The organism is Streptomyces sp. NPDC001902 (assembly GCF_042891295.1).
GTDB lineage: Bacteria > Actinomycetota > Actinomycetes > Streptomycetales > Streptomycetaceae > Actinacidiphila.
This window is the reverse complement of sequence record NZ_JBIATA010000010.1, coordinates 220,201-243,428: the sequence shown is the minus strand read 5'-3', so window position 1 is coordinate 243,428 and position 23,228 is coordinate 220,201. Positions and strand designations below refer to the sequence as shown.

Sequence of the window (23,228 nt, the reverse complement as noted above, 5' to 3'; positions counted from 1 at the left end):
CCGACCCGCCCTGCGGCCGTCCGGGCGGACGGGTCAGCCGCTTCGCAGCGGGGCCGTCGCGAACTCCGTCATCCCCTCGGCGAAGGCGACCCGCGGCTTCCAGCCCAGTTCTTCACTCAGCCTGCGCGAGGAGGCGGTGATGTGGCGGACGTCGCCGAGCCGGTACTCGCCCGTGACCACCGGCACCATCTGCGTGCCGTGCGCCCCGGCCAGGGCGGCGGCCATCTCCCCCACCGTGTGGGGCTCACCGCTGCCGACGTTGTACGCCCTCGCGGACCCCTGCGGCAGACCGGGCAGTCCGTCCAGGGCCGCGAGGTTGGCCCCGGCCACGTCCCGTACGTGGACGAAGTCACGACGCTGGCCGCCGTCCTCGAACACGCGTGGCGCCTCACCGCGCTCCAGCGCGGACCGGAACAGCGACGCGACCCCGGCGTACGGGGTGTCGCGCGGCATCCCCGGCCCGTACACGTTGTGGTACCGCAACGCGACCACCCGTCCGCCCACCGCGCGCGCCCAGGCGGAGGCGAGGTGCTCCTGCGTCAGCTTGGTGGCGGCGTACACGTTGCGCGGGTCGAGCGGGGCGTCCTCGTCCACCAGCCCGGACGCCAGCGGTTCGCCGCACTTCGGACAGGGAGGTTCGAAGCGTCCCGCCCGCAAGTCGGCCACCTCGCGCGGTCCCGGCCCCACGACACCGTGCGACGGGCACTCGTACCGTCCCTCGCCGTAGACCACCATCGAACTCGCCAGCAGCAAGGACCTCACTCCGGCCGCGGCCATGCAGGCCAGCAGCACCGCGGTGCCCAGGGCGTTGCAGCCCACGTAGGCGGGTGCGTCGGCGAAGTCCTTGCCGAGGCCGACCATCGCCGCCTGATGGCAGACGGCATCGACGCCCCGCAGGGCCTCGGACACCTCCGCCGCGTCACGGACGTCCGCGTGACTCCAGTCCACCCCGTCGGGAACCGGCGGGGGCGTGCGGTGCGCGGCGGGCAGCAGGGCGTCGAGCACGCGCACCTCGTGCCCGGCGCCGCTGAGGGCGGTGACGACGTGCGAGCCGATGAAGCCCGCACCTCCGGTGACCAGGATCAACATGTCCCGACCGTACGGCCACCGGCCCGGCCGGCGACCGCACGACGCCGACACGTCAGCGGTTCGTAAGCCTTCCCGCCGCGCGTCTTGGCCGACGGCCGCGGCGGGCACCCCGCACGACGAGCACGAGGACCGCGACCACCGCCACCGCCCCCAGCGTGACCAGCCAGTTGCGCGGGTAGTCCAGCGGCAGGACCGAGGAGTCGGCCGGCTTCCCCGGGCGCAGCATCACCGGCAGGGCGACCGCCGTCACAGCGCCCGCGACGATCAGCGCCCCGCGGACGGGGCCGCGCACGCCCCCGCGGACCAGCACCGACCCGATGAGCAGCACCAGCGGCGCGATGAGCACGTCGTGCAGCACCACCGCGCCGCCCAGCCAGATCAGAACGCCCGTCGGGTCGCCCACCCCCAGCAGCTGGTACGCGCCCACTCCCGCCGGCACCAGACCGGCCGCGCCCGTGAGCCGCCGCGTCACGCTCGTCCTCACGACAGCACCTCCAGCCGGCCGACCCACTTGGTCTGCAGCACGCCGGGCCGGTTCGGGGCGATCAGGCGCGCCGGGTAGCCGTGGTCGGGGGTGAGCTCCTCGTCGTTGAGACGCAGCGCCAGCAGGGTCAGCGGGTCGCGGGCGTACTCGTGCCCCATCTCGGAGACCCGGTAGCCGCCCCGCGTCTGCAGCGACACCGCCCGTACCCGGGCGTCGGGCGGGGCCCCCACGAGGTCCAGGAGGTCCATGACCCGCACCCCCGTCCAGTGCGCCGTCTTGCTCCACCCCTCCACGCAGGCGATCGGCAGTTCCGCCCCGTACTGCGGGAGGCCCCTCAGCTCATCCAGTGTCAGCGAGCGGGGCCGCGGCCCGGCCACCGTCAGGCGATAGCGGTCGGCCACGATCAGCCCGACGCCGGCAGCGGCGGCGGTGCGGTTGACCGGCAGGCCGCTCGGGCCGTGGTCCGGATGGCGTGGCGCGAGCAGGATGAGGCCCTTGAGCGGGGTGAAGGACTGTCCCACCGTGGTCACGGTGACCGTGCCGACCGCTGCCGCCAGGGCGGCGAGCAGCGAGCGCCGGTCGGCCCCGTCCTCCTGGGGCAGCGCCAGGGTTCCCGGCGACCGCCGCCTCCAGTGGGCGCGGATCTCCGGGGCCTTGACCGCGACGTGCAGCACGAGCGATCCGGTGAGCAGCCACGCCACTGCGTAGTGCACCGGCACGAACGAGAACGGCCACGGGTACCACTGCGCGGTGTTGAGCAGGCCGGTGGCGACTTCGAACACGGCCGCCGCCACCAGCGCCGCGACCGACAACCGCTCCAGGGCGTGCCGCACCGACCGAACCGGCGGCCAGGAGAACAGCCGCGGGTAGACCGTCCACAACTTCGCCGACAGCAGCGGAACCGCCGCGACACCCGAGGCGACGTGCAGCCCCTGCGTCAGCCGGTAGCCCCACACCGGGCGGGTCGGCAGACCACCGGCCAGCCACATGGGCGGATGCTGCAGCACGTGGCTGATCAGGCCGGTGACGAAGCACACGACGAAGGCGAGTCCGAGCCAGCGTCCGATCGAGGTCGCCGTGCGGGGATCATGGAGCCTGCCGGTGAACACCGGCGGAGACAAGCGCGATCTCATGCCTCCATCACAGCCGCCGCAAGGCCGCCGCGGAACGCCCCGACCCCTTACGGAACAGGGACGTCCACTCCCGGTGGCCGGGCCCGCCGACGCGAGGCGCCCGGACGCCCGCCTGCCCCGAGCGCACGCCTCTTCGGCTGGAATCTCGCGGTCCCCGGTGGTGGCGGGACGACAGACGGCCGAGGTCAGGCTATGTGTGGGGGCGAGATCACGGCCGTTGCCCTCCGGCACGCGCCCTGGCAGCGGAGGGTCAGCCGATGCGCGATCACGATCAGCCGTCACAGGCCGGTTCGGGCGGACCTCCGGGTCGCCCCGAGGAGCCCCAGGCGCCTCCACGACGGCCGCTGAGGGAGTTCACCGCAACGGCGGTCGAGCGCGCGAGGGAGAGCGCACGACGTGCGGCGGCGGCCGCCGGAACGACTGGTCCCTTCCGTCCGGAGTTCTGGCGCAGCCCGATCCGGGGGCCGTGGCTGACGTCGGTCTTCGGTCTGGTGCTGCTGTTCGGCATCCCGGTGGTGTTCGTGACCGGCGCGCTCTCGTACGCCGCGTACAACCCGGATCTGGGCCCGCTCAACGACCAGACCCCGGACAAGGGGCTGCTGGGCTTCTACCTCTTCGACTGGCCCACCCACCCCGCCTGGCTCTACCGGCTGACCCAGGGCGTTCACGTGACGCTCGGCGTCGCTCTCGTGCCGGTGGTGCTGGCCAAGCTGTGGTCGGTCATCCCCAAGCTCTTCGCATGGCCGCCGCTGCGATCGGCCGCCCAGGCGCTGGAACGGCTGTCGCTGCTCCTCCTGGTGGGCGGCGTCGTCTTCGAGTTCGTGACCGGGATCTTCAACGTCCAGCTGTTCTACGTCTTCCCCGGCTCCTTCTACACCCTGCACTTCTACGGCGCCTGGGTGTTCATCGCCGCGTTCGCCGTCCACGTCAGCCTGAGGCTCCGCCGGATGACGCGCGCCCTGCGCAGTCGCAATCCCCTCCGGGAACTGCGCATCGGCGTCCCTGGCACCCGGCCCGAACCTCCCGATGCGGACGGCCTGGTGCCGGTCGCGCCGGCGGCCGCCACCATGAGCCGGCGGGGCGCCGTGGGTATGGTCGGCGCCGGATCGCTCCTGCTCCTGGCGGTCACGGCAGGGCAGAGCATCGGTGGGCGGCTGCGCGGCACGGCGCTGCTCGCCCCGCACGATCGCGACCCGGGCAGCGGACCCGAAGCCTTCCAGATCAACAAGACCGCCGCGTCCGTCGGCGTGACCCCGGAGCTCGTCGGCCCCTCCTGGCGGCTCGAGGTGCACGGCGTCGGACGGCCCCTGGTCCTCTCCCGCGAGCAGTTGAGCGCGATGCCACGGCACAGCGCGGCCCTGCCGATCGCCTGCGTGGAGGGCTGGTCCACCACCGACCAGCGCTGGGAGGGCCTGCGGCTCGCCGACCTCGCGGCGTTGAGCGGTCTGCCCGGCGCCGGGAGCGTGCTGGTCGAGTCCGTCCAGCCCTCGGGGCCGTACCGCTCGGTGATGCTCCGCGGGAACCAGATCCACGACCCGAGGGCCCTGCTCGCCCTGCGGGTCAACGGAGCGGACCTGTCCATGGACCACGGCTACCCGGCGCGCGTCATCGTGCCGGCCAACCCCGGGGTCAACAACACCAAGTGGGTGCACCGACTCACCTTCCGGGCCTGACCATGGCCCGCTACCTGCGCTGGTACGGCGCCAACCCCCTGCACCTGCTCGTCCTGGTCTGCTCCCTGGCCGTCACCGGCTACGCCTGCGTACGCCTGTTCGCCGTCCGGCCCGTTGAGGTCGCGATCTGGCTGGTGGGTGCGGCGGTCCTGCACGACCTGATCCTGCTGCCGCTGTACTCCCTCGCCGACCTCTCGGCCCGCTCGGTACTGCGGCACCGGACCCGGGCCGTGCCGGGACGGGCTTGGACCAACCACCTCCGCGTGCCCGCCTTCCTGTCCGGCGTGCTCCTCCTGGTCTGGTTCCCCCTGATCCTCCGCCTGGCCGCCCCATACCCGGGCGCCACAGGACTCACCGACGCCGTCTACCTCGGCCGGTGGCTGGCCGTCACCGCCGTCCTGTTCGGCGTTTCGGCCCTGATCCTCGCCCTCCGGCTGCGCGGGATGCGCCGGTCACGCGACAAGCAGCGACGGCGCCCACGGAGGGACGCACAGGACCCGTGACCAGAGCCAGAGCGGCACACCGGCGTGGATCCACCCTCCGGGAGAACACGTTGCCTCCAGCATGCTTCTGCGGAAGAACCGCAGGTCACGACGCTACCTACGCCGGTTGTCACAAAACGGATGGTTGCCCGGTCAACATTTCAAAATGGGGCAAACAAAGCTCCGCGCCCCTGTCGCACCCATCCCCCATCCATCCGAGGGCAGCCACTTGGCGACCACATTCAGCCCCGACTTGTCTCTTGGCAAACAGCTGAACACGGCCGAGATATCCGACACCGCCATCGCCCTGCTCGACGAGCAGGGGACCGTGGTCGGATGGACGCAGGCCGCCCGGCAGCTCGTCGGACTCTCCGCGGGCGACATGGTGGGCCGGTCAGCCGCCCACGTGCTGCCGTCGTACGGGGCGGCGCTGTCGATGTCGGCCTTCGTCGAGCAGTGCCGCGCCCGGAACGGCTGGCCTGGCGTGACGGCGGTGCGCCACCGGGACGGCCGCATGGTCGACACCACGCTGCGGATCTCGATGGTGCAGGGGCATGACGGCGAGACGCAGTGGCTCGCCTCCCTGATCAATGCCGGCACGTCGTCCGCCGGCTCCATCAACGGGTCGGTGCGGGGATCGCTGCTGACCCGCGCGCCGATCGGCGTCATCATCCGTGATCGGCAACTGCGGTGCACCGGCGTGAACGACACGATGGCGAGCCACGACGGCCTTCCCCGTGACCGGCGCCTCGGGCGCCGGTTCCCCGACATCCGCTCCGGCGCCGAGGCGCGGGCCATCGAGGCGCTGATGCGGCAGGTGCTGCGGAGCGGCACCTCCAGGGTCCACGAGTACCGCACCTGGCTCCCGACGGCTCCGGGCCGGGAGCGCCCGTTCGCGGTGTCCTGTCAGTGCCTCCTGGACGCGGACGACCAGGCACTGGGCGTGTGCGTCATCAGCGCGGACGTCGTCGAGGGCCGGCGGGCTCACGAGCGCCTCGCCGTCCTCGGCGAGGCTGGTGCGCGGCTCGGGAGCACCCTGGACGTGATGCAGGCCGGCCAGGAGCTGGCCGACCTCGCCGTGCCCCTGCTCGCCGACTACGTCGCCGTGGACCTGGAGCTGTCGGTCTCGTTCGGTGAGGGCCCTCCGGTCCGTGTCGGCGCCGAGGGCAGGCGCCTGCCCGGTTTCCGGCGTGCCGGGCTCGCATCGATCCACCCCGGGGTCCCCGAATCCCCGTGGCTGCGCGGTGAACCGATCGGTGTGCCCCTGGTCTCGCCCCTCACCGACGTGCTGCATACCGGCAGGTCCCGCCTGGAGCCGACGCTCGACACCGCTCCCGGCACGTGGCTCGACACCGTGCCGGAGCTGGCGCACCGGCTCCGCGGCAACGGCGTGCACTCGATCATGATCGTTCCCATCCGGGCGCGGCGCACGCTGCTGGGAACGGCGTTGTTCGTCCGCACCGACAACGAGTCGCCGTTCCAGGACGTCGACCTGCTGCTGGCCGAAGAGCTCGTCGGCCGCGCCGCCCTGTCGCTGGACAACGCCCGCCAGTACGCCCGCGAGCACACCGCGGCCCTCACCCTGCAACGCACCCTGCTCCCACGCCAGTTGAAGGGCGGAGCAGCGGTCGAGACGGCGTCGCGCTACCTGCCCGCCGACGTGGACCACTGTGTCGGCGGCGACTGGTTCGACGTGATCCCGCTGTCGGGCGCCCGGGTAGCCCTCGTCGTCGGCGACGTCGTCGGGCACGGCCTGCACGCCGCAGCGACCATGGGAAGGCTCCGCACCGCCGTCCACACCCTCGCCGACATGGAGCTGCCCCCCGACGAACTGCTGACCCGCCTCGACGACACCCTCCAGCGGCTGGCCGAGGGTGACGACCACGCGACCCCCGCCGTCATGGGCGCCACCTGTCTGTACGCCGTCTACGACCCAGCCACCCGCCGCTGCACCATGGCGGGGGCCGGTCACCCCCCGCCCGTCATCGTCGACCCGCAGGGCCGGGTCACCTTCCCCGACCTGCCCACCGGGGCCCCGCTGGGCATCGGGCTGGGAGACCCGTTCGAGGCCGTGGAGGTGGAGCTGCCCGAGGGGAGCCTCATCGCCCTGTACACCGACGGCCTGGTCGAGAACCGGGACCACGACATCGAGGAGGGCATGCGCCGCCTGGGCACCGCCCTCGCCCGGCCGGGCCGGTCCCTGGAGGACCTGTGCGGTCTCGCGACGGAGGCCCTCCGCGGCCGGACCGCGTCCGACGACGTCTCCCTGCTCCTGGTCCGGACCCGCTCCCTCGCCCCGGACCAGGTCGCCTCCTTCACTCTGCCCGGTGACCGGACCGCCGCCCGCCAGGCCCGGGACGTGACGACCCGTCAACTGACCGCCTGGGGCCTGGACGAACTCGAGGACCCGGCGAGGCTCATCGTCAGCGAACTGGTCACCAACGCGCTGCGCCACGGCGCCGGCCCGGTCGTGCTGCGCCTGATCCGGCATCAGGTCCTCACCTGCGAGGTGTCCGACGCGGACGGGTGCTTCCCACGGCGGCGTCGCGCACGGTCCCTGGACGACCACGGCCGTGGCCTCTACCTGGTGGCCCAGTTGTCCCGCCGATGGGGCTGCCGGCCGGTGCCGGGCGGCGGCAAGGTCGTGTGGGCGGAGGTGGACCTGCCCGCCTACAGACGAACCGATGCCGCCACCGGCAGGTGATCGCTGCCCGTGGCCGGGAGGGTCCAGGCCGACCGCGGTTCCATACCGCGCACCAGGATGTGGTCGATCCGGGCCACGGGGAACGGCGCGGGCCAGGTCAGGCCGAAACCTGCACCCGACTCGGCCTGAGCCGAACGCAGTTGGGACGTGACCGCCGACAGGGCCCGGTCGTCCGTGGTGCCGTTGAAGTCGCCCATGAGCAGGGTGCGGGGCAGGGGTTCGGCGCGAAGGGCGCCGGCCAGAGCGCGCGCGGCGGCGTCGCGTCCGGCCGTACCGAACCCGTACACAGGGGTGAACCGGACGGACAGCAGGTGGGCGACATAGACGGCGACGGGCCCCTTGGGGGTGCGGACGGTGGCACGCAGGGCACGCGGCCAGGGCGCGATGTCGACCGTCCGGGTGTCGGTGAGCGGGTAGCGGCTCCACAGGCCGACCGTGCCCTGCACCGAGTGGAAGGGGTACGCGGCGCCCAGTGCGCTGCCGTACGCCGGCGCGTTGTCGCCCACTTCCTCGATGGCCACCAGGTCGGCGCCGGAGGCCGCCAGGGCACGGGCGGTGCGCGCCGGGTCCGGGTTCTGCTCGTTGGCGTTGTGCGTGACGACGGTCAGGTCCCCACTGGCCGCCCGTTTGTCGGCCAGTGCCCCGCCGAAGAGCGAGCACCAGACGACGGCGGGCAGCAGGACGGCCACGGCGGCGGTCGCGGAGCGCCGCAGCAGCGCGCACAGCAGCAGGAGCGGTACGGCCAGGCCGGTCCACGGCAGGAAGGTCTCGACGAGGCTGCCGAGGTGGCCGGGCCCGTTGGGGACGTGGGTGTGGCCCGTCATGACGAGGGCGGCCGACGCCGCGAGGGCGGCGGCGACGCGTCCTCGCCGCCACGTGCCGGGGCATCCGCCCGGCCGTCGTCCGCGAGCGGGTTCGGGTTCCGGCGGGGCGCCGGGTACGCGGAGGAGAGTGGTCACGGCCGGCTCACCGGTCCCCGGACCGGGCACCGGCCGCGGACGCGGGGTCCGTCCCGGCGACCCATCGCCGTACGCCCTCCACCAGAGTGTGGCTCACGCCCAGGACTGCGTTCAGGCCCTCCTGCGGGCTGGTGCCGGGACGCTGGTGGAGGACGACGCCGAGGGCGAGATGGCCGCGTCCGCGGCGGTCGGGTGCGGTGGCCGCCCACATCAGGGCGCCGCCCGCGGGGGTGCTGGAGCCGGTCTTGAGCCCGATCACGCCGGACGTGCCGAGCAGGGTGTTGGTGTTGAGGACGGTGCCGGGCACTCCGGGGACGGTGGTGCGGGGCAGGGCGACGACGGCTGCGAACACCGGGTCGCGCATGACCTGCCGGGCCAGCTTCAGCTGGTCGCCGGAGGTGCTGGTGGTGGTGGCCTCGATGCCGCTGGCCCCGGTGTAGGTGGTCCGGTCCATGCCGAGGTGGTCGGCGGCCCGGTTCATCTTGGCGACGAAGGCCTCCTGCGTTCCCGCGTCCCAACGGGCCAGCAGCCGGGCGACGTTGTTGCCGGAGGGGACCAGCATCAGCTCCAGCAGCTGTCGTTCGCCCAGCCGCTGCCCCTGCCTGAGCGGCACGCTGGACTCCACGCCGGACACGGACTCGTCCGCGGCCTGCTGGTCGACGGCGACCCGGGGGCCGGTCGCGCCCTCGCGCAGCGGATGGTCGCGCAGGATCACGTACGCGGTCATCACCTTGGCGACACTGGCGATGGGCACCGGGTTCTGCGCGCCACGGTCCCCCAGGTCACCTCCGTCGCCGAGCCCCTCGACCAGCACGCTCGCCTGCCCCTCGTGCGGCCAGGGCAACGGCACCGTGGGGCGGTGCTCCGGCCGCCGGCCGAGGAGACCGCCCGTCCGGGACCCGTCGCCTCCGTCGCCGTCGTCGCCCGTGGCGACGACCAGCGCGCCCAGTGCGATCAGGGTGACCAGGGCGACCGCGCCGGCCACGACCGGCACGGGGATGCGCCGTGCACGGAGCGACCGGCCCGCCGCGCACCGCGGTCCACCGGTGTCACGTTCGCGGGGTTCGGGGACTGGGCGCATGGACGGGGCACCTCCACGGGATCACGGCGTGGCTCTCACGCACACCGCCCACCGTGGAACGCGCTGGTGTCGGCCCGGCCGTGACCGTGCCTCCGCCACCGCTCGGCCGCTCATCCGTCGTGTATCAACGCCGTCCGGCGCTGCGCCGCCCCTCAGTCGGCCGCGGGCAACCGGAGCGTGGCGACGGCCCCGCCGTCGGGCGCGTTGGCGAAGGACAGCGACCCGCCGATGACCCGGGCCTGGCCGAGCGCGATCGTCAGCCCGAGGCCGTGGCCCCGACCGCGCTCCGAGGCCCCGGTGCGGAACCGCTGGGGCCCGTCCGCGAGCAGCTCGCGCGGGAATCCGGGGCCGTGGTCCCGTACCGTCACCGTCGTCCCCGCCACCGCGACCTCGACGGGCGCACCGCCGTGCCGGTGGGCGTTGACGACGAGGTTGGCCACGATCCGGTCGACCCGGCGCGGGTCGGTCCGTGCGTACACGGTGCCGTCGGTGGCGAACCGTGTCCGCAGCCCGGTGCGGCCCAGCGCGTCCTCGACGACCTCGGCGAGCGGGACGGGTCTGAGTTCGGCCCGCTCGGCGCCGGCGTCCAGCCGGGAGATCTCCAGCAGGTCCTCCACCAGGTCGCGCAACACCCCCACCCGGTCCCGGACCAGGTCGGTGGCCTCCCCGTCGGGCAGCAACCCGCTCGCGGTGACCAGGCCCATCAGCGGGGTGCGCAGTTCGTGGGCGACGTCGGCGGTGAAGCGCTGCTCGGCCGTCAGCCGCCCGAGCAGGCTGTCGGCCATCGAGTCGACGGTGGCCGAGATCTCGGTGATCTCGTCGCCGCTGCGGCCGCCGCGGCCGTCCGTGGTCCTCGCGGCCAGGTCACCGGCCGCGATCCGGCGCGCGGTCCGTGCCACGCGCCGCAGCCTGCGGTTGGGCAGCTCGGCCGCGAGCGCCGTGAGCGGTACGACGACGGCCAGTGCGGCCAGGGAGTACTTCCACATGTGCCGGTCCAGGGCGCGCCGGGTCAGCAGGTCGGACGTCATGTCGGTGCTCATCGCCACCGGGCCGCCCCCGTACATCCGCGCCGCCCACATCTCCGGATGGTCCCCGGGGCTGTCACCGTCGTACCAGGTGGCGCGCCCGGTGCTCGGCCCCTGCCCGTGCCGCAGCCGGTCCAGCAGTCCGGCGGGCATCGCGGCGGGCGACGTCTCCAGCCCTTCGGGCGGCACTCCGTCGCGCGCGTAGTCCTCCAGGCCCCGGTCCAGCTGGGCGGTGGCCTTCGCGCCGCCGTCGTTCATCGACCGCTCCAGGGTGCTGCGGTGGACCAGCACCCCCACGGTCAGCGCGATCGCGCAGCAGGCGACAGCCACGAGGAGGGCGATCCTCCAGCGCAGCGAACGCCAGTTGAGCAGGTCCCGTACGGTGTCCACCTCAGCGCCGCAGCTTGTAGCCGAAGCCGCGGACCGTCTCGATCCGGTCGGCTCCGATCTTCTTCCGCAGCCGCTGGACGCAGAGGTCCACCACACGGCTGTCGCCGTCCCAGCCGTAGTCCCACACGTTGCGCAGCAAGGTGTTCCGGTCCAGCACGACGCCGGGGTTCGCGGCGAACTCCAGGAGCAACCGCAGTTCGGTGGGGGCGAGCGCGACGGGTGCGCCCGCCCGGAACACCTCAAGACCGGCGGTGTCGATCGTCAGGTCACCGAAGACGAGCCGGGCGGGGTCCTCCGGCCGCCCCACCGGGTCCGCCGGGGGCGGGACGGCTGCGGGGGCAGGGACGGGGGTGAAGGTCGCCCGGCGCAGCAGCGAGCGGATCCGGGCCACCAGCACCGCGGTGTCCACGGGTTTGACCACGTAGTCGTCGGCGCCCGCCTCCAGGCCGGAGACGACGTCCAGGGCGTCGCCGCGCGCGGACATCATCAGGATCGGGTCCATGCTGGTCTCCCTGACCCTGCGGCACAGCCCGATCCCGTCCAGGCCCGGCAGCATCACGTCGAGCAGCAGCAGGTCGTGGCGGCCCTCCCGGAACAGTTCGAGCCCGGTCAGGCCGTCACCCGCCGACGTCACGCGGTAGCCGTAGCGCTCCAGCGCCATGGTGACCGATCTGCGGATCACCTCGTCGTCCTCGACGAGCAGGACCGCCACGGACGCCGGGGCGGACCCCTCTGTCACCAGAACCGACACTCTCTTCCCATCGGACGCAGGTACGGGGACTCCCATCATGCGCGAGGCGGACGCCCCGCCGGGTGTCCGGTGGTGCTCGGCCACGCATCAACCGTGTATCAGCACGCGCTCATGCCACGACCGCCCCACCACGACCACCCGCCTCAGGACCGCAGGGCGTCGACGGGCTCCATGCGGGAGGCCCGCAGGGAGGGGTAGAGACCGGCCAGGAGTCCGACGAGGGCTCCGGCGACCGGGGCGCCGAAGGCGAGCCGGACGTCGAGGACCGGGGTCCAGTCCCTGACGGCGGAGACGCCCACCACGACGACCATGCCCAGGGCGGCGCCGACGACGCCGCCGAGGAGTCCGATGGTCGTCGACTCCAGCAGGAACTGGCCGGCGACCTGGCGTCGCGAGGCACCGAGGGCGCGGCGCAGTCCGATCTCCCCGATCCGTTCGATGACCGTCACCAGCGTCACGTTGGCGATGCCGATGGCCCCGACCACCAGCGAGACCAGTCCGAGGACCAGGAACAGGCCGTTGACGTCGCCCTGTACGCCCTTGCGTGCCTTGGCCGGGTCGGGCGGTGCCGTGACGGCGAGGGCGCCCTCCGCTCCGGGGGCCAGCGCGATGGGTGCCTGGTGGGCCACCTGGTTCGCCGCGCCGAGCGCGGTGTTGATCAGTACCCGGGTGACCACTCCGAGGCCGAGCTGGTCCTGCGCGGTCGTGGGCGGCAGGATCACGGCGGTGGCGAGCTGCTGTTCCCGTTCGGCTCCGCCGAGGATCCCGATGACGGTGTAGGCCTGCCCCTTGAGGAAGACGGCGGGCGAGTCCTTGACCGAGCCGATGCCGAGCAGCCGTGCGGCCTGGTCGCCGATCACCGCCACCCGGCCGTGCCGGGCGACGTCCCCGTCGTCGAAGAAGCGTCCAGCGGTCATCGTGCCGCGCACCGCGGCGGGCAGCGTCGGGGACGCAGCGACGACCGCCATGGTCTGCCCGGTGACCTCCCCGGGCGCCACCACGTCGTTCGCCCGTACCTGGACGCTCGCGGTCGCCTGGGATTCGGCGATGGCCGCCGCCGAGTCGACCCCGGCCAGCCGCCGGACGGCGTCGACGCCCGGCCAGTCCACGAGCGGGATGGGGTCGGCCGACGGCGGCGGCGCGGGCACGACCACGGTGACGGAGGTGGCGGTGAGCGCGTCGAACCGGCCGACGATCTGGTTGCCCGCCGTGGACGAGACCCCGATGGTGATGACCAGGGTGGTGATGCCGAGGACGGTGCCCAGGGTGGTCAGCGCGGAGCGCATGGGACGGGCCAGCACCCCCGCCAGCGCCTCGGTCCACAGGTCCCGGAAGTCCATCCAGGGACGCTCGATGCCCCTGGCCCTGCCGCCGCCCCTGCCGCGTCGCCGGGCACGGGTCCTCATCGGTCCTCCTCGGTGAGGCGTCCGTCGCTGATCCTCACCCGGCGGTCGGCCCGGGCGCTGACCGTCTCCTCGTGGGTGATCACGACCAGGGTCATGCCCTGCGCGCTCAGCTGGTCGAAGAGGTCCAGCACGGACGCGGTGTTCTCACTGTCGAGGTTGCCGGTGGGTTCGTCGCAGAGCAGCAGCGCGGGCTCGCTCATCAGCGCCCGGGCGATCGCCACGCGCTGCCTCTCACCACCGGAGAGCCGGTCCGGCCGGAAGCCGGTGCGGTGTGCCAGGCCCACCCGTCCCAGTGCCTCCTCGGCCCTCGCGCGGCGGCCGGCCCGGCCGCGCCCGGGGCGCGGCCGGCGGTAGGCCTCGGCGAGCATGACGTTCTCGTCCACCGTCCGGTAGGGCAGCAGGTGGAAGGACTGGAAGACGAATCCGATCCGGCTGCCGCGCAGCGAGGTGCGCTGCGGGTCGCCGAGCGTGTTGGTCTCCACGCCGTCGAGCCAGTACGCGCCCGAGGTGGGGCGGTCGAGCAGCCCCAGGGTGTTGAGCAGCGTCGACTTGCCGGAGCCGGACGGGCCGACGATCGACAGGTGCTCGCCGCGCCGGACGGCCAGGTTCACGTCCCGCAGGGCGTGCACCGGCGGTTCGGAGTCGAAGGTCCGGTCGACGGAGACCAGCTGGATGACGGTGTCCGCGTCGGGCACCGCCGACAGTGCCGGGCCGGTCATCGTCCGACCACCACGGGATCGCCCGCCGTGAGGGCGTCACCGGACGGGGTGACCTCCACCTGGCCGTCCGCGGACAGGCCCGCCTTCACGGGGACGTCCACGACCTTGCCGTCCCGCACGACCTGCACCCTGGCCTGCCCGCCGGCCGATGTGTGCAGCGCGGCGATGGGCACCGTCAGCACGTCGCCGTCCGAGGAGCCCACCTCGATGGTGACCATCGCGGACCCGTTGGCGTTCTTGGCCAGCTTCCCCGACGGGACGGAGATCTGCACCGGTACGGGAGCCGCCGCGTCGCCGCCGCCGCCGACCGACGTCCCCGGCGCGTCCTTGCCGTCGCCCGCGTCGTCCTTCGGTACCTCGTCGCCGAGCGCCACCAGCCGCCCCCGCACCTTCGTGCCGTCGGGGGTCTCCACCTGGGCCGTCATGCCCTTGTGGAGCAGCTTCGCGTCGCTGCCCGGGACCACGGCCTGCACCACGACCTTGGAGCTGGTCACGGTGCCGATCGTTCCGGACGGGGTGTCGCCGGTCTTCAAGGACACCTTGTCCAGCCGGGCCGGCAGGTCCGGAAGGAAGACCACCTCGCCCGCCGGGATCTTGGTGCCGTAGCCGACCTGGAAGGCGGAGAGCGCGGCGTTGGCCGCGTCCAGCTGCTGCTGCGCCGCCTTGAGCCGCAGCTTTCCGGACTCCCCACCGGAACCGGATCCGCTGCCGGGGTCCTGCGCGTCCAGGAGGGCCTGCTGTGCGGTGGTCACGGCCGCTTCCAGCGTCCCCAACTGCTGCTTGTCCGCGAATCCGGGCTCCTCCGCGTGGAAGCCCTTGCTCTTGTACCAGCGGCTCACCGCCGCGGCGTCGGAGGATCCGTACGTCCCGGTGGTTCCGCCCGGGTTGAACCCGAGGCGGGCCAGGGCGCGTTCGAGCTGCTCGACGTCGTCGCCGGAGGCGCCGGGACCGAGCGTGCGGTACATCGGGACGGATCCCTTGAGCACCAGCACCGGCCGGCCGCTCACCTGCATCAGCACGTCGCCCTCCTTCACCTCCGATCCGGCGACCGGTGCCTTGGTGACGCGCTGGACGGCGGCGTCGCCGGCCCCGGAGTCCCCGGTGCCGGAGTCCGGGGACCCGACCGGCCCGGCCAGCGCCAGGCTCTGCGGTGAGGCGAACTCCACCGAGCCCTGGGCCACCACGCTCGCGGTCAGCGACCGCCGTTCCACGGCGACGGTGACCGGTCCGGCCTTCGGCGGACGGTGGGCGGCGGCCGCGTCGGCCGGCGACTGCATCTGCGATCCGGCGAACCAGCCGCCCGCGCCCACCAGTCCCACCCCGGCGACGATGGCGCCGAGCTGCCTGGGCCGGCTGCTCACCTTGCGGCGCTGCCTCACCCGGCACCGCCACCGCTGGTCGGGGCCTTGAAGAACTTCGGGAAGTAGGCGGCCCGGAAGGCCTTGCCGCATTCCAGGTCCTGCATCGCCAGGTCGATGTCCTTGGCGAGCAGGGGCATGGCCTCGTCCTTGCCCATGGGCTTGGTGGAGCTCCCGTCGGGGTTCGCCTCGGCGGCGCCGGCCCCGGCGCCGGGGGCGGCGGAGGTCATCGCCTGCAGCTTCACCATCTCCCCGATGCCGGTCGGCTGCGTCGTCGTGACGGGGATGCCGTGGTCCTTCAGGCACGAGGCGTACGACTGCGCCAGGGTCACCAGCCGGGAATCGCCGTTGAGCGCCTGCGCGTTCGCCTGGTTCCGCTGCGCGGTCGTGACGCTGCGTTCCTGGGCCGACGCGTTGCCGTAGACCTCCTTGTTGGCCTCCCCGTCGCATCCGGTCCACTGCTTGCCACCGGTCTTCGGGTCCGGGGGGCCGCCCATGGCCTTGTCCCAGGCGGCCTTCTGCGCGGCGGTGAGCGTGGCGACGTAGTCCGCGTTGGGCGAGACGTTCGCGTCGTCCCGGGCGGCCTCGCTGCCCGGCGCCTGGGGATCGTCGGGGTAGACGACGCCCGCGTAGACGCCGAAGCCGTACTTCTGGCGGTACTTCTTCGTCAGCCCGTAGTCCGCCCCGTCGGTGGCCCAGGATGCCGCGGGGTCCTCGGGGGCGATGGGGGTGTAGGGGAAGCCCTTCTTCTTCATGCAGGCCGCGATCGCGTTCTGCAGCTGGTACTCCTTCTTGAGCTCCCCGCCGGCGTTCGCGGGGACGTCGAGCTGTCCCCGCGCTCCGGTCGGGGCCTTGCCACCGCCCGCCGTCTGCGATGCCGTCTCGGCGCCGCAGGCCGCCAGCAGCGGCAGCAGGCTCGCCGCCACGGCCAGTCTCCGAACAGTGCGGGATCCAGACATGCTCTTCCATCCGATCGGGGAGAAGTAAGGTCGCCGCCCTGAGGCGGGGCGTCACCGGGTTCGTGCGTCCCAGGCTGGCGCCCGCAGGTGATGGCCCCTGGCCCGGATCATGACCGAGCTGTAACGCCGGTTCACTGCACGTGCGGGCCGGTGACGAAGCGACCGTTCCTGTCGTAGGGCCAGGCGTTGGCGACGCATCCGCGCAGGCCCTTGATCTGCTGCATCATCACCGGGGCCAGTTGTCCGGGGCCCGCGCAGGTGGTGTGCGTGTAGTTCAGGAAGTGCCCCATCTCGTGGTTGATGATCAGCGCCCGGTAGTCGTGGATCGGGCCGTCGAACGTCGGCGAGCCCTCGACCCAGCGCTTGAGGTTCACCACGACCCCGCCGGGGACCTCGCAGTTGTACTCGCCCTGGGTGTCCTGCTTGATGCCCGTCCAGCACAGGGCGTCCGCCGTGCCCGGCGTCGCGATCCGCACCGTGAGGTCGTGGGGTTGTCCCGCGCTCACCAGCTGGAACGCGAAGGCGGGGTTGTGGGTCCAGCCCCGGGGGGCGGCGAGGATGTCGGCTATCTCGTTGGCCGCCTGGTCCGGTGAGATGTCGAGGCCGGTCTCGACCTTCACCACGTAGCGGAGCGGACGGGGACCGCGACCGACCTTCTCGCCGCCGGCCTGCGCGGTGACGAAGGTGCCGCTGCCCGTCGCGGGGACGTCGATCTCGGTGGGGGTCGGCGTCGGCGTCGGGGTGGGGGTGGGGGTCGGTGTGGGCGTCGGAGTGGGCGTGGGGGTGACGTGCACCACGCTCCGCGGGCGTGGGGCGCCGCTCGACGCGTCACTTCGCCCGTCGTCCAGGAAGAACGCGACGGAGCCGAGCAGCCCTGCGACCACCAGCGTGGCGACCAGATAGCCCCGGCCCCGGCGGCGCGGACGGCGCCTGCGACGGGAGGACCGGTGGCGTCCGGCTCGGTGGGATGAATGCATGGCAGCTCAAACTGGTCATTTCAGATGATCGCCATGAGCTCACGCCATCACGAAACGATAACGCGCGGCCTCCCGGTGACCCACCGGCCGGCCTCACACCCCACGTATGACCCTTCTGTAACAGCTCCCGGGCGGGCCCCTTCCGCCGCCCGGCCACCGATCGCGATCTGCTTACACTGTCGGCGTGCCACGAGTCCTTATCGTCGAAGACGACCCGGATGTCCGGAAGGCCGTCCAGCTGGGGCTGCGCCACCAGGGACACGAGGTCTTCGCCGCCGGAACGGGTGAAGAGGGATTGGAACAGCTCCGCCCCTTCCACCCGGACGTCGTCGTGCTCGACCTCATGCTGCCCGGGATGTCCGGTCTCGACGTGTGCCGCCGCATACGCGACCGCGACCAGGTGCCGATCATCATGGTCACCGCCAAGGGCGACGACATCGACGTGGTCGTGGGGCTCGAGGCCGGCGCGGACGACTACGTCGTCAAGCCCGTGCAGGCCCGGGTGCTCGACGCGCGCATACGGGCCGTGCTGCGCCGGCACGACGCGTCGGTCTCCGACGCCGTCCGCCCCAGGGCGGAGTCCCACGGCGAGCTGGCCATCGACCGGGCCGGACTCGTGGTGACGCACCGAGGTGAACCCGTCGCGCTCGCCCCCTCGGAGCTCCGGCTGCTGCTGACCCTGTCGGCCTCGCCCGGGCAGGTCTTCAGCCGCCAGCAACTGCTGGAAGCGGTCTGGGAGCACAGCTACTACGGCGACATACGCCTCGTGGACGCCTGCGTGAAACGACTGCGCGGCAAGCTCGGCGAGCTCGGCGGCGCTCCCCGGTACATCCAGACCGTACGCGGCTTCGGTTACCGCTTCGGTACCGCGTGAGCCGCCGGGGATCGGCACGGCCGCGCAAGGCCGTGCGGCAGCGCGAAGCCGCGGCGACCGGCCAGGGCCCCCGATGGACGCGCTTCCACCGCGCGGCACTGGCGAAGCTCCCGCTCCCGCTGCGGGGCCTGCGCTCCCGGCTCGTCGTGGCCTTCGTCCTGGTGACCATGGCCGGAGCGCTGAGCACCGGAGCCGTCACCTTCCGGGAGGCGCGCACCGGCGTGCTGCAGCAGAGCCAGGACGCCGTCATCCAGCAGTTCCGGGCCAGCGTCGACGCCGTGGCCGAATACACCCCCACGAACCCGGACCAGTCGGACCTGCAGACGGCGGTGAACCAGGTGTTCCGCGCCAACCAGTCCCAGGGCTGGCGGGTCATGGCCACGTACGGCGACCTCCGCGCCTGGGTGGTGGGCGCCGAGTTCGACATGCTCAGCCCGGAACTGCGCCGGAGCGTGGCGACCAAACGCGCCGCGGTGTTCCAGCGGGTGACCACCGACGGGCGTCCCTGGCTCGTCGTCGGGTTGCCGGTCACGTACACCAGCGGCGAGGACAAGGAGCCCCAACTGTCGGGGTTCGTGATGTACCTGGTGGTGCCGCAGGACACCGAGCAGGCCTACGTCAGCGCGATGGTCAGCGCCATCGAGCACGCCTCCCTGGTCGCGCTGGGCCTCGCCGTCGTCCTGGCGCTGCTGGCCGCGCGAGGTGTCCTCCGTCCGGTACGGGCGTTGCGCGGGGCGACGCGCCGGATGGCCGAAGGCCACCTCGACGTCCGCCTGGCCGTCAACGGCTCCGACGAACTGGCCGACCTCTCGGAGTCCTTCAACCACACGGCGGCCGAACTGGAGCGTTCGGTGGCGGAGTTGCGCCGCCTGGAGGCCCAGGCGCGCCGCTTCGTCGCGGACGTCTCCCACGAACTGCGGACGCCGCTGGCGGCGATGACGGCGGTCACCGACGTGCTCGACGAGAACGCCCTGCGGCTGGACCTGGAGACCGGCGAGGCACTGCGGCTGATCAGCGAGGGGACCAGCCGGCTGAGCGGGCTGGTGAACGACCTGATGGAGATCTCCCGCTTCGACGCGGGCGCGGCCGAACTCAACGTGGACGAGATCGATCTGGCCGACTTCGTGCACCACTCCCTCGCCGCCCGCGGCTGGCAGGGCCAGGTGGAGACCCATCTGCCCCCGCCCGGTGTGCTCCGGACCCGCGTGGATCCGCGCCGGCTCGACGTGGTGCTGGCCAACCTGGTCGGCAACGCGCTGCGGCACGGGGCGCCGCCGGTACGGGTGACCATGAGCGTGCGGGAGGAACGGCCGGACGTGGCGTGGGCCGTCATCGAGGTGACCGACAACGGGAAGGGCATCGCCGAGGACGCCATGCCGCACATCTTCGAACGCTTCTACAAGGCGAACAGCACACGGACCAGGAGCGAGAGCAGCGGTCTGGGCCTCGCCATCACGGCGGAGAACGTGCACCTGCACGGAGGGCGCATCACCGCGGCCAACCTGCCCTGGGGGGGCGCGGCGTTCACCGTCGAACTCCCCCTGCACCGCGACTCGGCGGGCGACGGCGACGGCACCGACGACGTGATCGAGGGTGCCCGGTGAAGGGCGCGCGCGTCGCGGCGCTGACGGCTGGACTCGCCGCCGTGCTCACGCTGGCGGGCTGCGGAGTCCCGCCGTCCGATGTCATCGAGGCCGGCGCGCCGGCGAGCGGCATGTTCTCCGTCGCCCCCGAGCCCGCGGCGGCGGCCCCCGTGTCCCTGTATTTCCTGCTCAACGGCGATCCGACGCCCGTCGGCCGCAAGCTCGCCGACCCTTCGGACGTGGCGGCCGCCGTGCGCCTGCTGTTCGCCGGACCGGCCGGGAGCGAGGCCGCCAAGGTCACCACGGAGCTGCCGCACCTCGCGGACGCACCGGAGGTGACGGTCGGCAAGACCGGCCTCGTCTCCGTCCGGCTCCCCGAGGGCATCCCTCCCCTCAGCCACCCGGCCATGCTGCAGCTGGCGTGCACCGTGTCCCACGTGGATGGGTCCTCCGCCGCGCTGTCCTCGGTCTCGGGCGGAGGCGGCGGCACTGCGCCTCCTTCCGTCGCCGTGCGGGACTCCCCGTCGTACAAGGGCGTCGATGTGCGCGGGGACGGATGGACGATGACGCAGTCGGCCGACGCCTGCCCCGACGCCGGCCGCTCGTAGGCAAGGCCTGCGCTCCCCCGTCCGGGTCAGACCTGGACGGTGCCGCCGTCGACGAACAGCTCCGTACCCGTGACGAAGCGGCTCTGGTCGGACGCGAGGAAGAGGACCACGTCGGCGACGTCGTCCGGAACGCCGATGCGGCCGAGCGGGATCCGGGAGACCAGGAACTCCTTCATGCGTCGCCCCTCCTCCGTGCCCGCCCCGAGCGCCTGGTCGAGCTGGGGCGTGTCGATCGTGCCCGGGCTGATGGCGTTGACGCGGATGGCCCGGTCCTTGAGCTCGTTGGCCCAGGTGCGCGCGAAGGACCGGATCGCCGCCTTCGTGGCCGAGTAGACGCCGAAGCCCTCGGGGCCCTCGACCGTCCAGATCGAGGCCGTGAGGATGACGGACGCACCGTCGTTCAGCAGCGGCAGGACCTTCTGCACGGTGAAGACCGTGCCCTTCACGTTCACACCGAGGAGGAGGTCGAGGTGCTCCTCGGTGACCTCCGCGAGCGGAGCCCGCTCCCCCACCCCGGCGTTCGCGTGCAGCACGTCGACCCGGCGGCCGTCCGCGGCGATGCGCTCGCAGAGGCGGTCGAGGTCGGCGGGGACGGCGACGTCGCCACGGACGCCGGTCGCCGCGGGCCCGATGCGCGCCACGGCGTCGTCCAGCTCCACCTGCCGCCGGCCCATGACGTAGACGTGGGCCCCCTCCTCGGCGAAGCGACGGGCGCTTGCGAGGCCGATCCCCGTCGAGGCGCCGGTCACCACGGCCGTCTTCCCCTCGAGTCGTCCCATCAGGTCCTCCTCAGCCGGCCCGAGGTGTCACCGCTCCTCGCGGCCCGCGTTCAGACGCCGTAGATCCGTTCGGGCCGCACCAGCACGGCCGCCCGGCCTTCGGCGGCCATGACCTCGTCGTAGGCGTCCCAGTCGTCATGGGTGCCGCCCGCTGCGGTGAAGATCTCCCGCAGCAGCAGGCGCCTGCCGTCCGCGTCGACCGCCGGATGCGGGTCGTCGGGACCGATGATCTCGGCGTCGCCTTCCACCGTCAGCCAGTGCCATCCGGAGCGCACGCACGCGGCGAGCCGGGGACGCCCCCTGAGGTTGGCGAGCTTGACCTTGCCGTAGGTCACGAACGCCACCGCCTCCAGGCCGGACACCGGATGCCTCATGACCCCGAGGTTGACCACGGAGGACTGGATGCTCCGGTCGGCGCGCAGCGTCGACACCACACCGAGGCCCTGCTCGGCGCGGGCCAGCTCCGCGAAGTCGTTCAACGTCGCCACTGTCGTCCCCTGCCTGTTGCGGTGCGCTCCGGAACAACGATGACACGCGATCGCGACGCGGACCTGCCGGCCTCCATGCCGCCCCGGGCCGGGCCCGACCCTGAGTTGCGGAGCAACAGAGCGCCACATAGCGTCTCGTTTCATCGCACTACCCTCATATCGGATACCGGCCCGGCCCTCCTGCCCCGCACCCCGTGGCGATCGCGCATTCCGTGCGGCATCTCCCGCCGTATCCGACGAGGTACGTGCACGCCCACGACGCTTCCCTCGGGGGGAACGGACGACCGGAGACCTGCCATGCCCGACATTGCCCGTCTGCTTTCCCGGCGAAAGCTCCTGCTCACCTCCGCCGGCGCGATGGCCGCGGCGACCACGGGGGCCGTCGGCATGGCCTCACGGACGCCGGACGCGGTGCACGAGCGGGCGGCGGAGGGGACGGGCATCCGGCCCTTCCACGTCGACATCCCGGAGGCGGCTCTCGCCGAGCTCCGCCGACGGGTGAACGGGACGCGGTGGCCCGACCGCGAGACCGTCCCCGACCAGTCGCAGGGCGTCCAGTTGGCGACGATGCGCGACCTCACGCACTACTGGGGAAGCGACTACGACTGGCGGAAGATCGAGGCGAAGCTCAATTCCCTGCCGCAGTTCAAGACCAGGATCGACGGGCTCGACATCCACTTCATCCACGTCCGGTCCCGCCACCAGGACGCGCTCCCGATGATCCTGACCCACGGCTGGCCGGGCTCGGTCCTGGAGTTCCTCAAGGTCATCGACCCCCTGACCAACCCCACCGCCCACGGCGGCCGCGCGCAGGACGCGTTCCACGTCGTCATCCCCTCGATGCCCGGGTACGGCTTCTCCGAGCGGCCCACCACCACCGGCTGGAACCCCAGCCGCATCGCCCGCGCCTGGGCCGTGCTGATGCAGCGTCTGGGGTACACGCGCTACGTCTCCCAGGGCGGCGACTGGGGCGCGGTGGTGTCGGACAAGATGGCGGCGCAGAAGCCCCCCGGGCTGATCGGCATCCACGTCAACATGCCGGCCACCGTGCCGCCGGCCATCGCGAAGAAGCTCGCCTGCGGCGACCCGGCCCCGTCCGGCCTGTCCGCCGACGAGAAGGCCGCCTACGACAAGCTCAACGCCTTCTACAAGACCGGCTCGGGCTACTCCGCGATGATGGTCACCCGCCCGCAGACCGAGGGGTACGGACTGACGGACTCCCCCGCCGGACTGGCCGCCTGGATGTACGACAAGATCGCCGCCTGGACCGACAGCGACGGCGACCCGCAGCGGGTGCTCACCAAGGACGAGATCCTCAACGACATCAGCCTGTACTGGCTCACCAACACCGCGGTCTCCTCCTCCCGCCTCTACTGGGAGAACAACGCCAACAACTTCAACGCCGTGTCGATCTCGATCCCCGCCGCCATCACCGTGTTCCCCGGCGAGATCTACCAGGCACCGCTCAGCTGGGCGGAAGACGCGTACCACGACCTCATCTACTACAACAAGGCTCCGCGGGGCGGCCACTTCGCGGCCTGGGAGGTCCCGGACATCTTCACCAGCGAACTCCGCGCCGCGTTCTCGGCACTGCGCAACCCCGGAACGCCGGGCAAGTAGCCGTCACGGCCTCGCGGTGGCTCATCACCGCGAGGCCGCATCCCCATGTTCCGAGCAAGGGGGTCCCCACCCGCAATGCTTGCTCG

General features: G+C 72.7%; 21 protein-coding genes. 7 read left to right on the top strand and 14 right to left on the bottom strand.

Annotated elements, in window-relative coordinates:
• Positions 1-33: 33 nt before the first annotated feature.
• From ACFYYN_RS19160 to ACFYYN_RS19150, 3 genes are read right to left on the bottom strand one after another with little or no spacing between them, the layout of a single operon-like run.
• Positions 34-1,089, bottom strand: a complete 1,056-nt coding sequence (locus ACFYYN_RS19160) for an NAD-dependent epimerase/dehydratase family protein (protein ID WP_500546760.1) — start codon at positions 1,087-1,089, stop codon at positions 34-36.
• Positions 1,090-1,141: 52 nt separating this feature from the next.
• Positions 1,142-1,573, bottom strand: a complete 432-nt coding sequence (locus tag ACFYYN_RS19155) for a hypothetical protein (protein WP_500546759.1) — start codon at positions 1,571-1,573, stop codon at positions 1,142-1,144.
• Positions 1,570-2,706, bottom strand: coding sequence for a molybdopterin-dependent oxidoreductase (locus ACFYYN_RS19150; protein ID WP_500546758.1), 1,137 nt, complete (start codon positions 2,704-2,706; stop codon positions 1,570-1,572). Before ACFYYN_RS19150 ends, ACFYYN_RS19155 begins: the two co-directional genes overlap by 4 nt.
• Before the next feature lie 257 nt (positions 2,707-2,963).
• Between ACFYYN_RS19150 and ACFYYN_RS19145 the strand changes: the two genes are divergently transcribed.
• The 3 genes from ACFYYN_RS19145 to ACFYYN_RS19135 all read left to right on the top strand — a co-directional run bounded on the left by ACFYYN_RS19145 (position 2,964) and on the right by ACFYYN_RS19135 (position 7,565).
• On the top strand, positions 2,964-4,379 hold the full coding sequence (locus tag ACFYYN_RS19145) for a molybdopterin-dependent oxidoreductase (RefSeq protein ID WP_500546757.1): 1,416 nt from the start codon (positions 2,964-2,966) through the stop codon (positions 4,377-4,379).
• Positions 4,380-4,381: 2 nt separating this feature from the next.
• Entirely contained in the window at positions 4,382-4,882 is a 501-nt protein-coding gene (locus tag ACFYYN_RS19140) for a hypothetical protein (RefSeq protein ID WP_500546782.1), read from the top strand.
• 232 nt (positions 4,883-5,114) lie between these two features.
• Positions 5,115-7,565 carry a SpoIIE family protein phosphatase gene (locus tag ACFYYN_RS19135; RefSeq protein ID WP_500546756.1) on the top strand — a complete coding sequence of 817 codons (2,451 nt, stop codon included), beginning with the start codon at positions 5,115-5,117 and terminating at the stop codon, positions 7,563-7,565.
• Here the strand turns inward: ACFYYN_RS19135 and ACFYYN_RS19130 are convergent.
• The 9 genes from ACFYYN_RS19130 to ACFYYN_RS19090 form a co-directional block, all read right to left on the bottom strand.
• Positions 7,532-8,524, bottom strand: a complete 993-nt coding sequence (locus tag ACFYYN_RS19130) for an endonuclease/exonuclease/phosphatase family protein (protein WP_500546755.1) — start codon at positions 8,522-8,524, stop codon at positions 7,532-7,534. The two genes, ACFYYN_RS19135 and ACFYYN_RS19130, sit on opposite strands and share 34 nt — an antisense overlap.
• A gap of 7 nt (positions 8,525-8,531) precedes the next feature.
• Complete coding sequence (locus ACFYYN_RS19125) at positions 8,532-9,605, bottom strand: D-alanyl-D-alanine carboxypeptidase family protein (protein WP_500546754.1); 1,074 nt, start codon at positions 9,603-9,605, stop codon at positions 8,532-8,534.
• Between the two features lie 152 nt (positions 9,606-9,757).
• Positions 9,758-11,020, bottom strand: a complete 1,263-nt coding sequence (locus ACFYYN_RS19120) for an ATP-binding protein (protein ID WP_500546753.1) — start codon at positions 11,018-11,020, stop codon at positions 9,758-9,760.
• A gap of 1 nt (position 11,021) precedes the next feature.
• Entirely contained in the window at positions 11,022-11,681 is a 660-nt protein-coding gene (gene cseB / locus ACFYYN_RS19115) for a two-component system response regulator CseB (protein ID WP_500326214.1), read from the bottom strand.
• Positions 11,682-11,914: 233 nt separating this feature from the next.
• Positions 11,915-13,177 carry an ABC transporter permease gene (locus tag ACFYYN_RS19110; protein ID WP_500546752.1) on the bottom strand — a complete coding sequence of 421 codons (1,263 nt, stop codon included), beginning with the start codon at positions 13,175-13,177 and terminating at the stop codon, positions 11,915-11,917.
• Positions 13,174-13,896 (bottom strand): ABC transporter ATP-binding protein, encoded by a 723-nt coding sequence (locus ACFYYN_RS19105; RefSeq protein WP_500325917.1) that lies wholly within the window; start codon positions 13,894-13,896, stop codon positions 13,174-13,176. Before ACFYYN_RS19105 ends, ACFYYN_RS19110 begins: the two co-directional genes overlap by 4 nt.
• Positions 13,893-15,257, bottom strand: coding sequence for a peptidoglycan-binding protein (locus ACFYYN_RS19100; RefSeq protein WP_500546751.1), 1,365 nt, complete (start codon positions 15,255-15,257; stop codon positions 13,893-13,895). The genes ACFYYN_RS19105 and ACFYYN_RS19100 overlap by 4 nt, the downstream gene beginning before the upstream one ends.
• A gap of 14 nt (positions 15,258-15,271) precedes the next feature.
• Entirely contained in the window at positions 15,272-16,180 is a 909-nt protein-coding gene (locus ACFYYN_RS19095) for a hypothetical protein (protein ID WP_500546750.1), read from the bottom strand.
• A gap of 164 nt (positions 16,181-16,344) precedes the next feature.
• Entirely contained in the window at positions 16,345-17,190 is an 846-nt protein-coding gene (locus ACFYYN_RS19090) for a DUF3152 domain-containing protein (RefSeq protein WP_500546749.1), read from the bottom strand.
• 184 nt (positions 17,191-17,374) lie between these two features.
• Here ACFYYN_RS19090 and ACFYYN_RS19085 point away from each other — a divergent pair, with 184 nt between their 5' ends.
• The 3 genes from ACFYYN_RS19085 to ACFYYN_RS19075 are packed head-to-tail and all read left to right on the top strand — an operon-like array spanning position 17,375 to position 20,255.
• Complete coding sequence (locus ACFYYN_RS19085; protein ID WP_500546748.1) at positions 17,375-18,064, top strand: response regulator; 690 nt, start codon at positions 17,375-17,377, stop codon at positions 18,062-18,064.
• Positions 18,061-19,668 (top strand): sensor histidine kinase, encoded by a 1,608-nt coding sequence (locus ACFYYN_RS19080; protein ID WP_500546747.1) that lies wholly within the window; start codon positions 18,061-18,063, stop codon positions 19,666-19,668. The genes ACFYYN_RS19085 and ACFYYN_RS19080 overlap by 4 nt, the downstream gene beginning before the upstream one ends.
• Complete coding sequence (locus ACFYYN_RS19075) at positions 19,665-20,255, top strand: hypothetical protein (protein WP_500546746.1); 591 nt, start codon at positions 19,665-19,667, stop codon at positions 20,253-20,255. Before ACFYYN_RS19080 ends, ACFYYN_RS19075 begins: the two co-directional genes overlap by 4 nt.
• A 26-nt stretch (positions 20,256-20,281) precedes the next feature.
• Here the strand turns inward: ACFYYN_RS19075 and ACFYYN_RS19070 are convergent, their stop codons facing one another.
• Entirely contained in the window at positions 20,282-21,034 is a 753-nt protein-coding gene (locus ACFYYN_RS19070) for an SDR family NAD(P)-dependent oxidoreductase (protein WP_500546745.1), read from the bottom strand.
• Positions 21,035-21,084: 50 nt separating this feature from the next.
• Positions 21,085-21,522 (bottom strand): TIGR03618 family F420-dependent PPOX class oxidoreductase, encoded by a 438-nt coding sequence (locus ACFYYN_RS19065; protein ID WP_500546744.1) that lies wholly within the window; start codon positions 21,520-21,522, stop codon positions 21,085-21,087.
• 297 nt (positions 21,523-21,819) lie between these two features.
• On the opposite strand from ACFYYN_RS19065, the gene ACFYYN_RS19060 reads away from it, so the two are divergent.
• A complete protein-coding gene (locus ACFYYN_RS19060) occupies positions 21,820-23,142 on the top strand; it encodes an epoxide hydrolase family protein (RefSeq protein WP_500546743.1) in 1,323 nt (440 codons plus the stop codon).
• Positions 23,143-23,228: the final 86 nt, after the last annotated feature.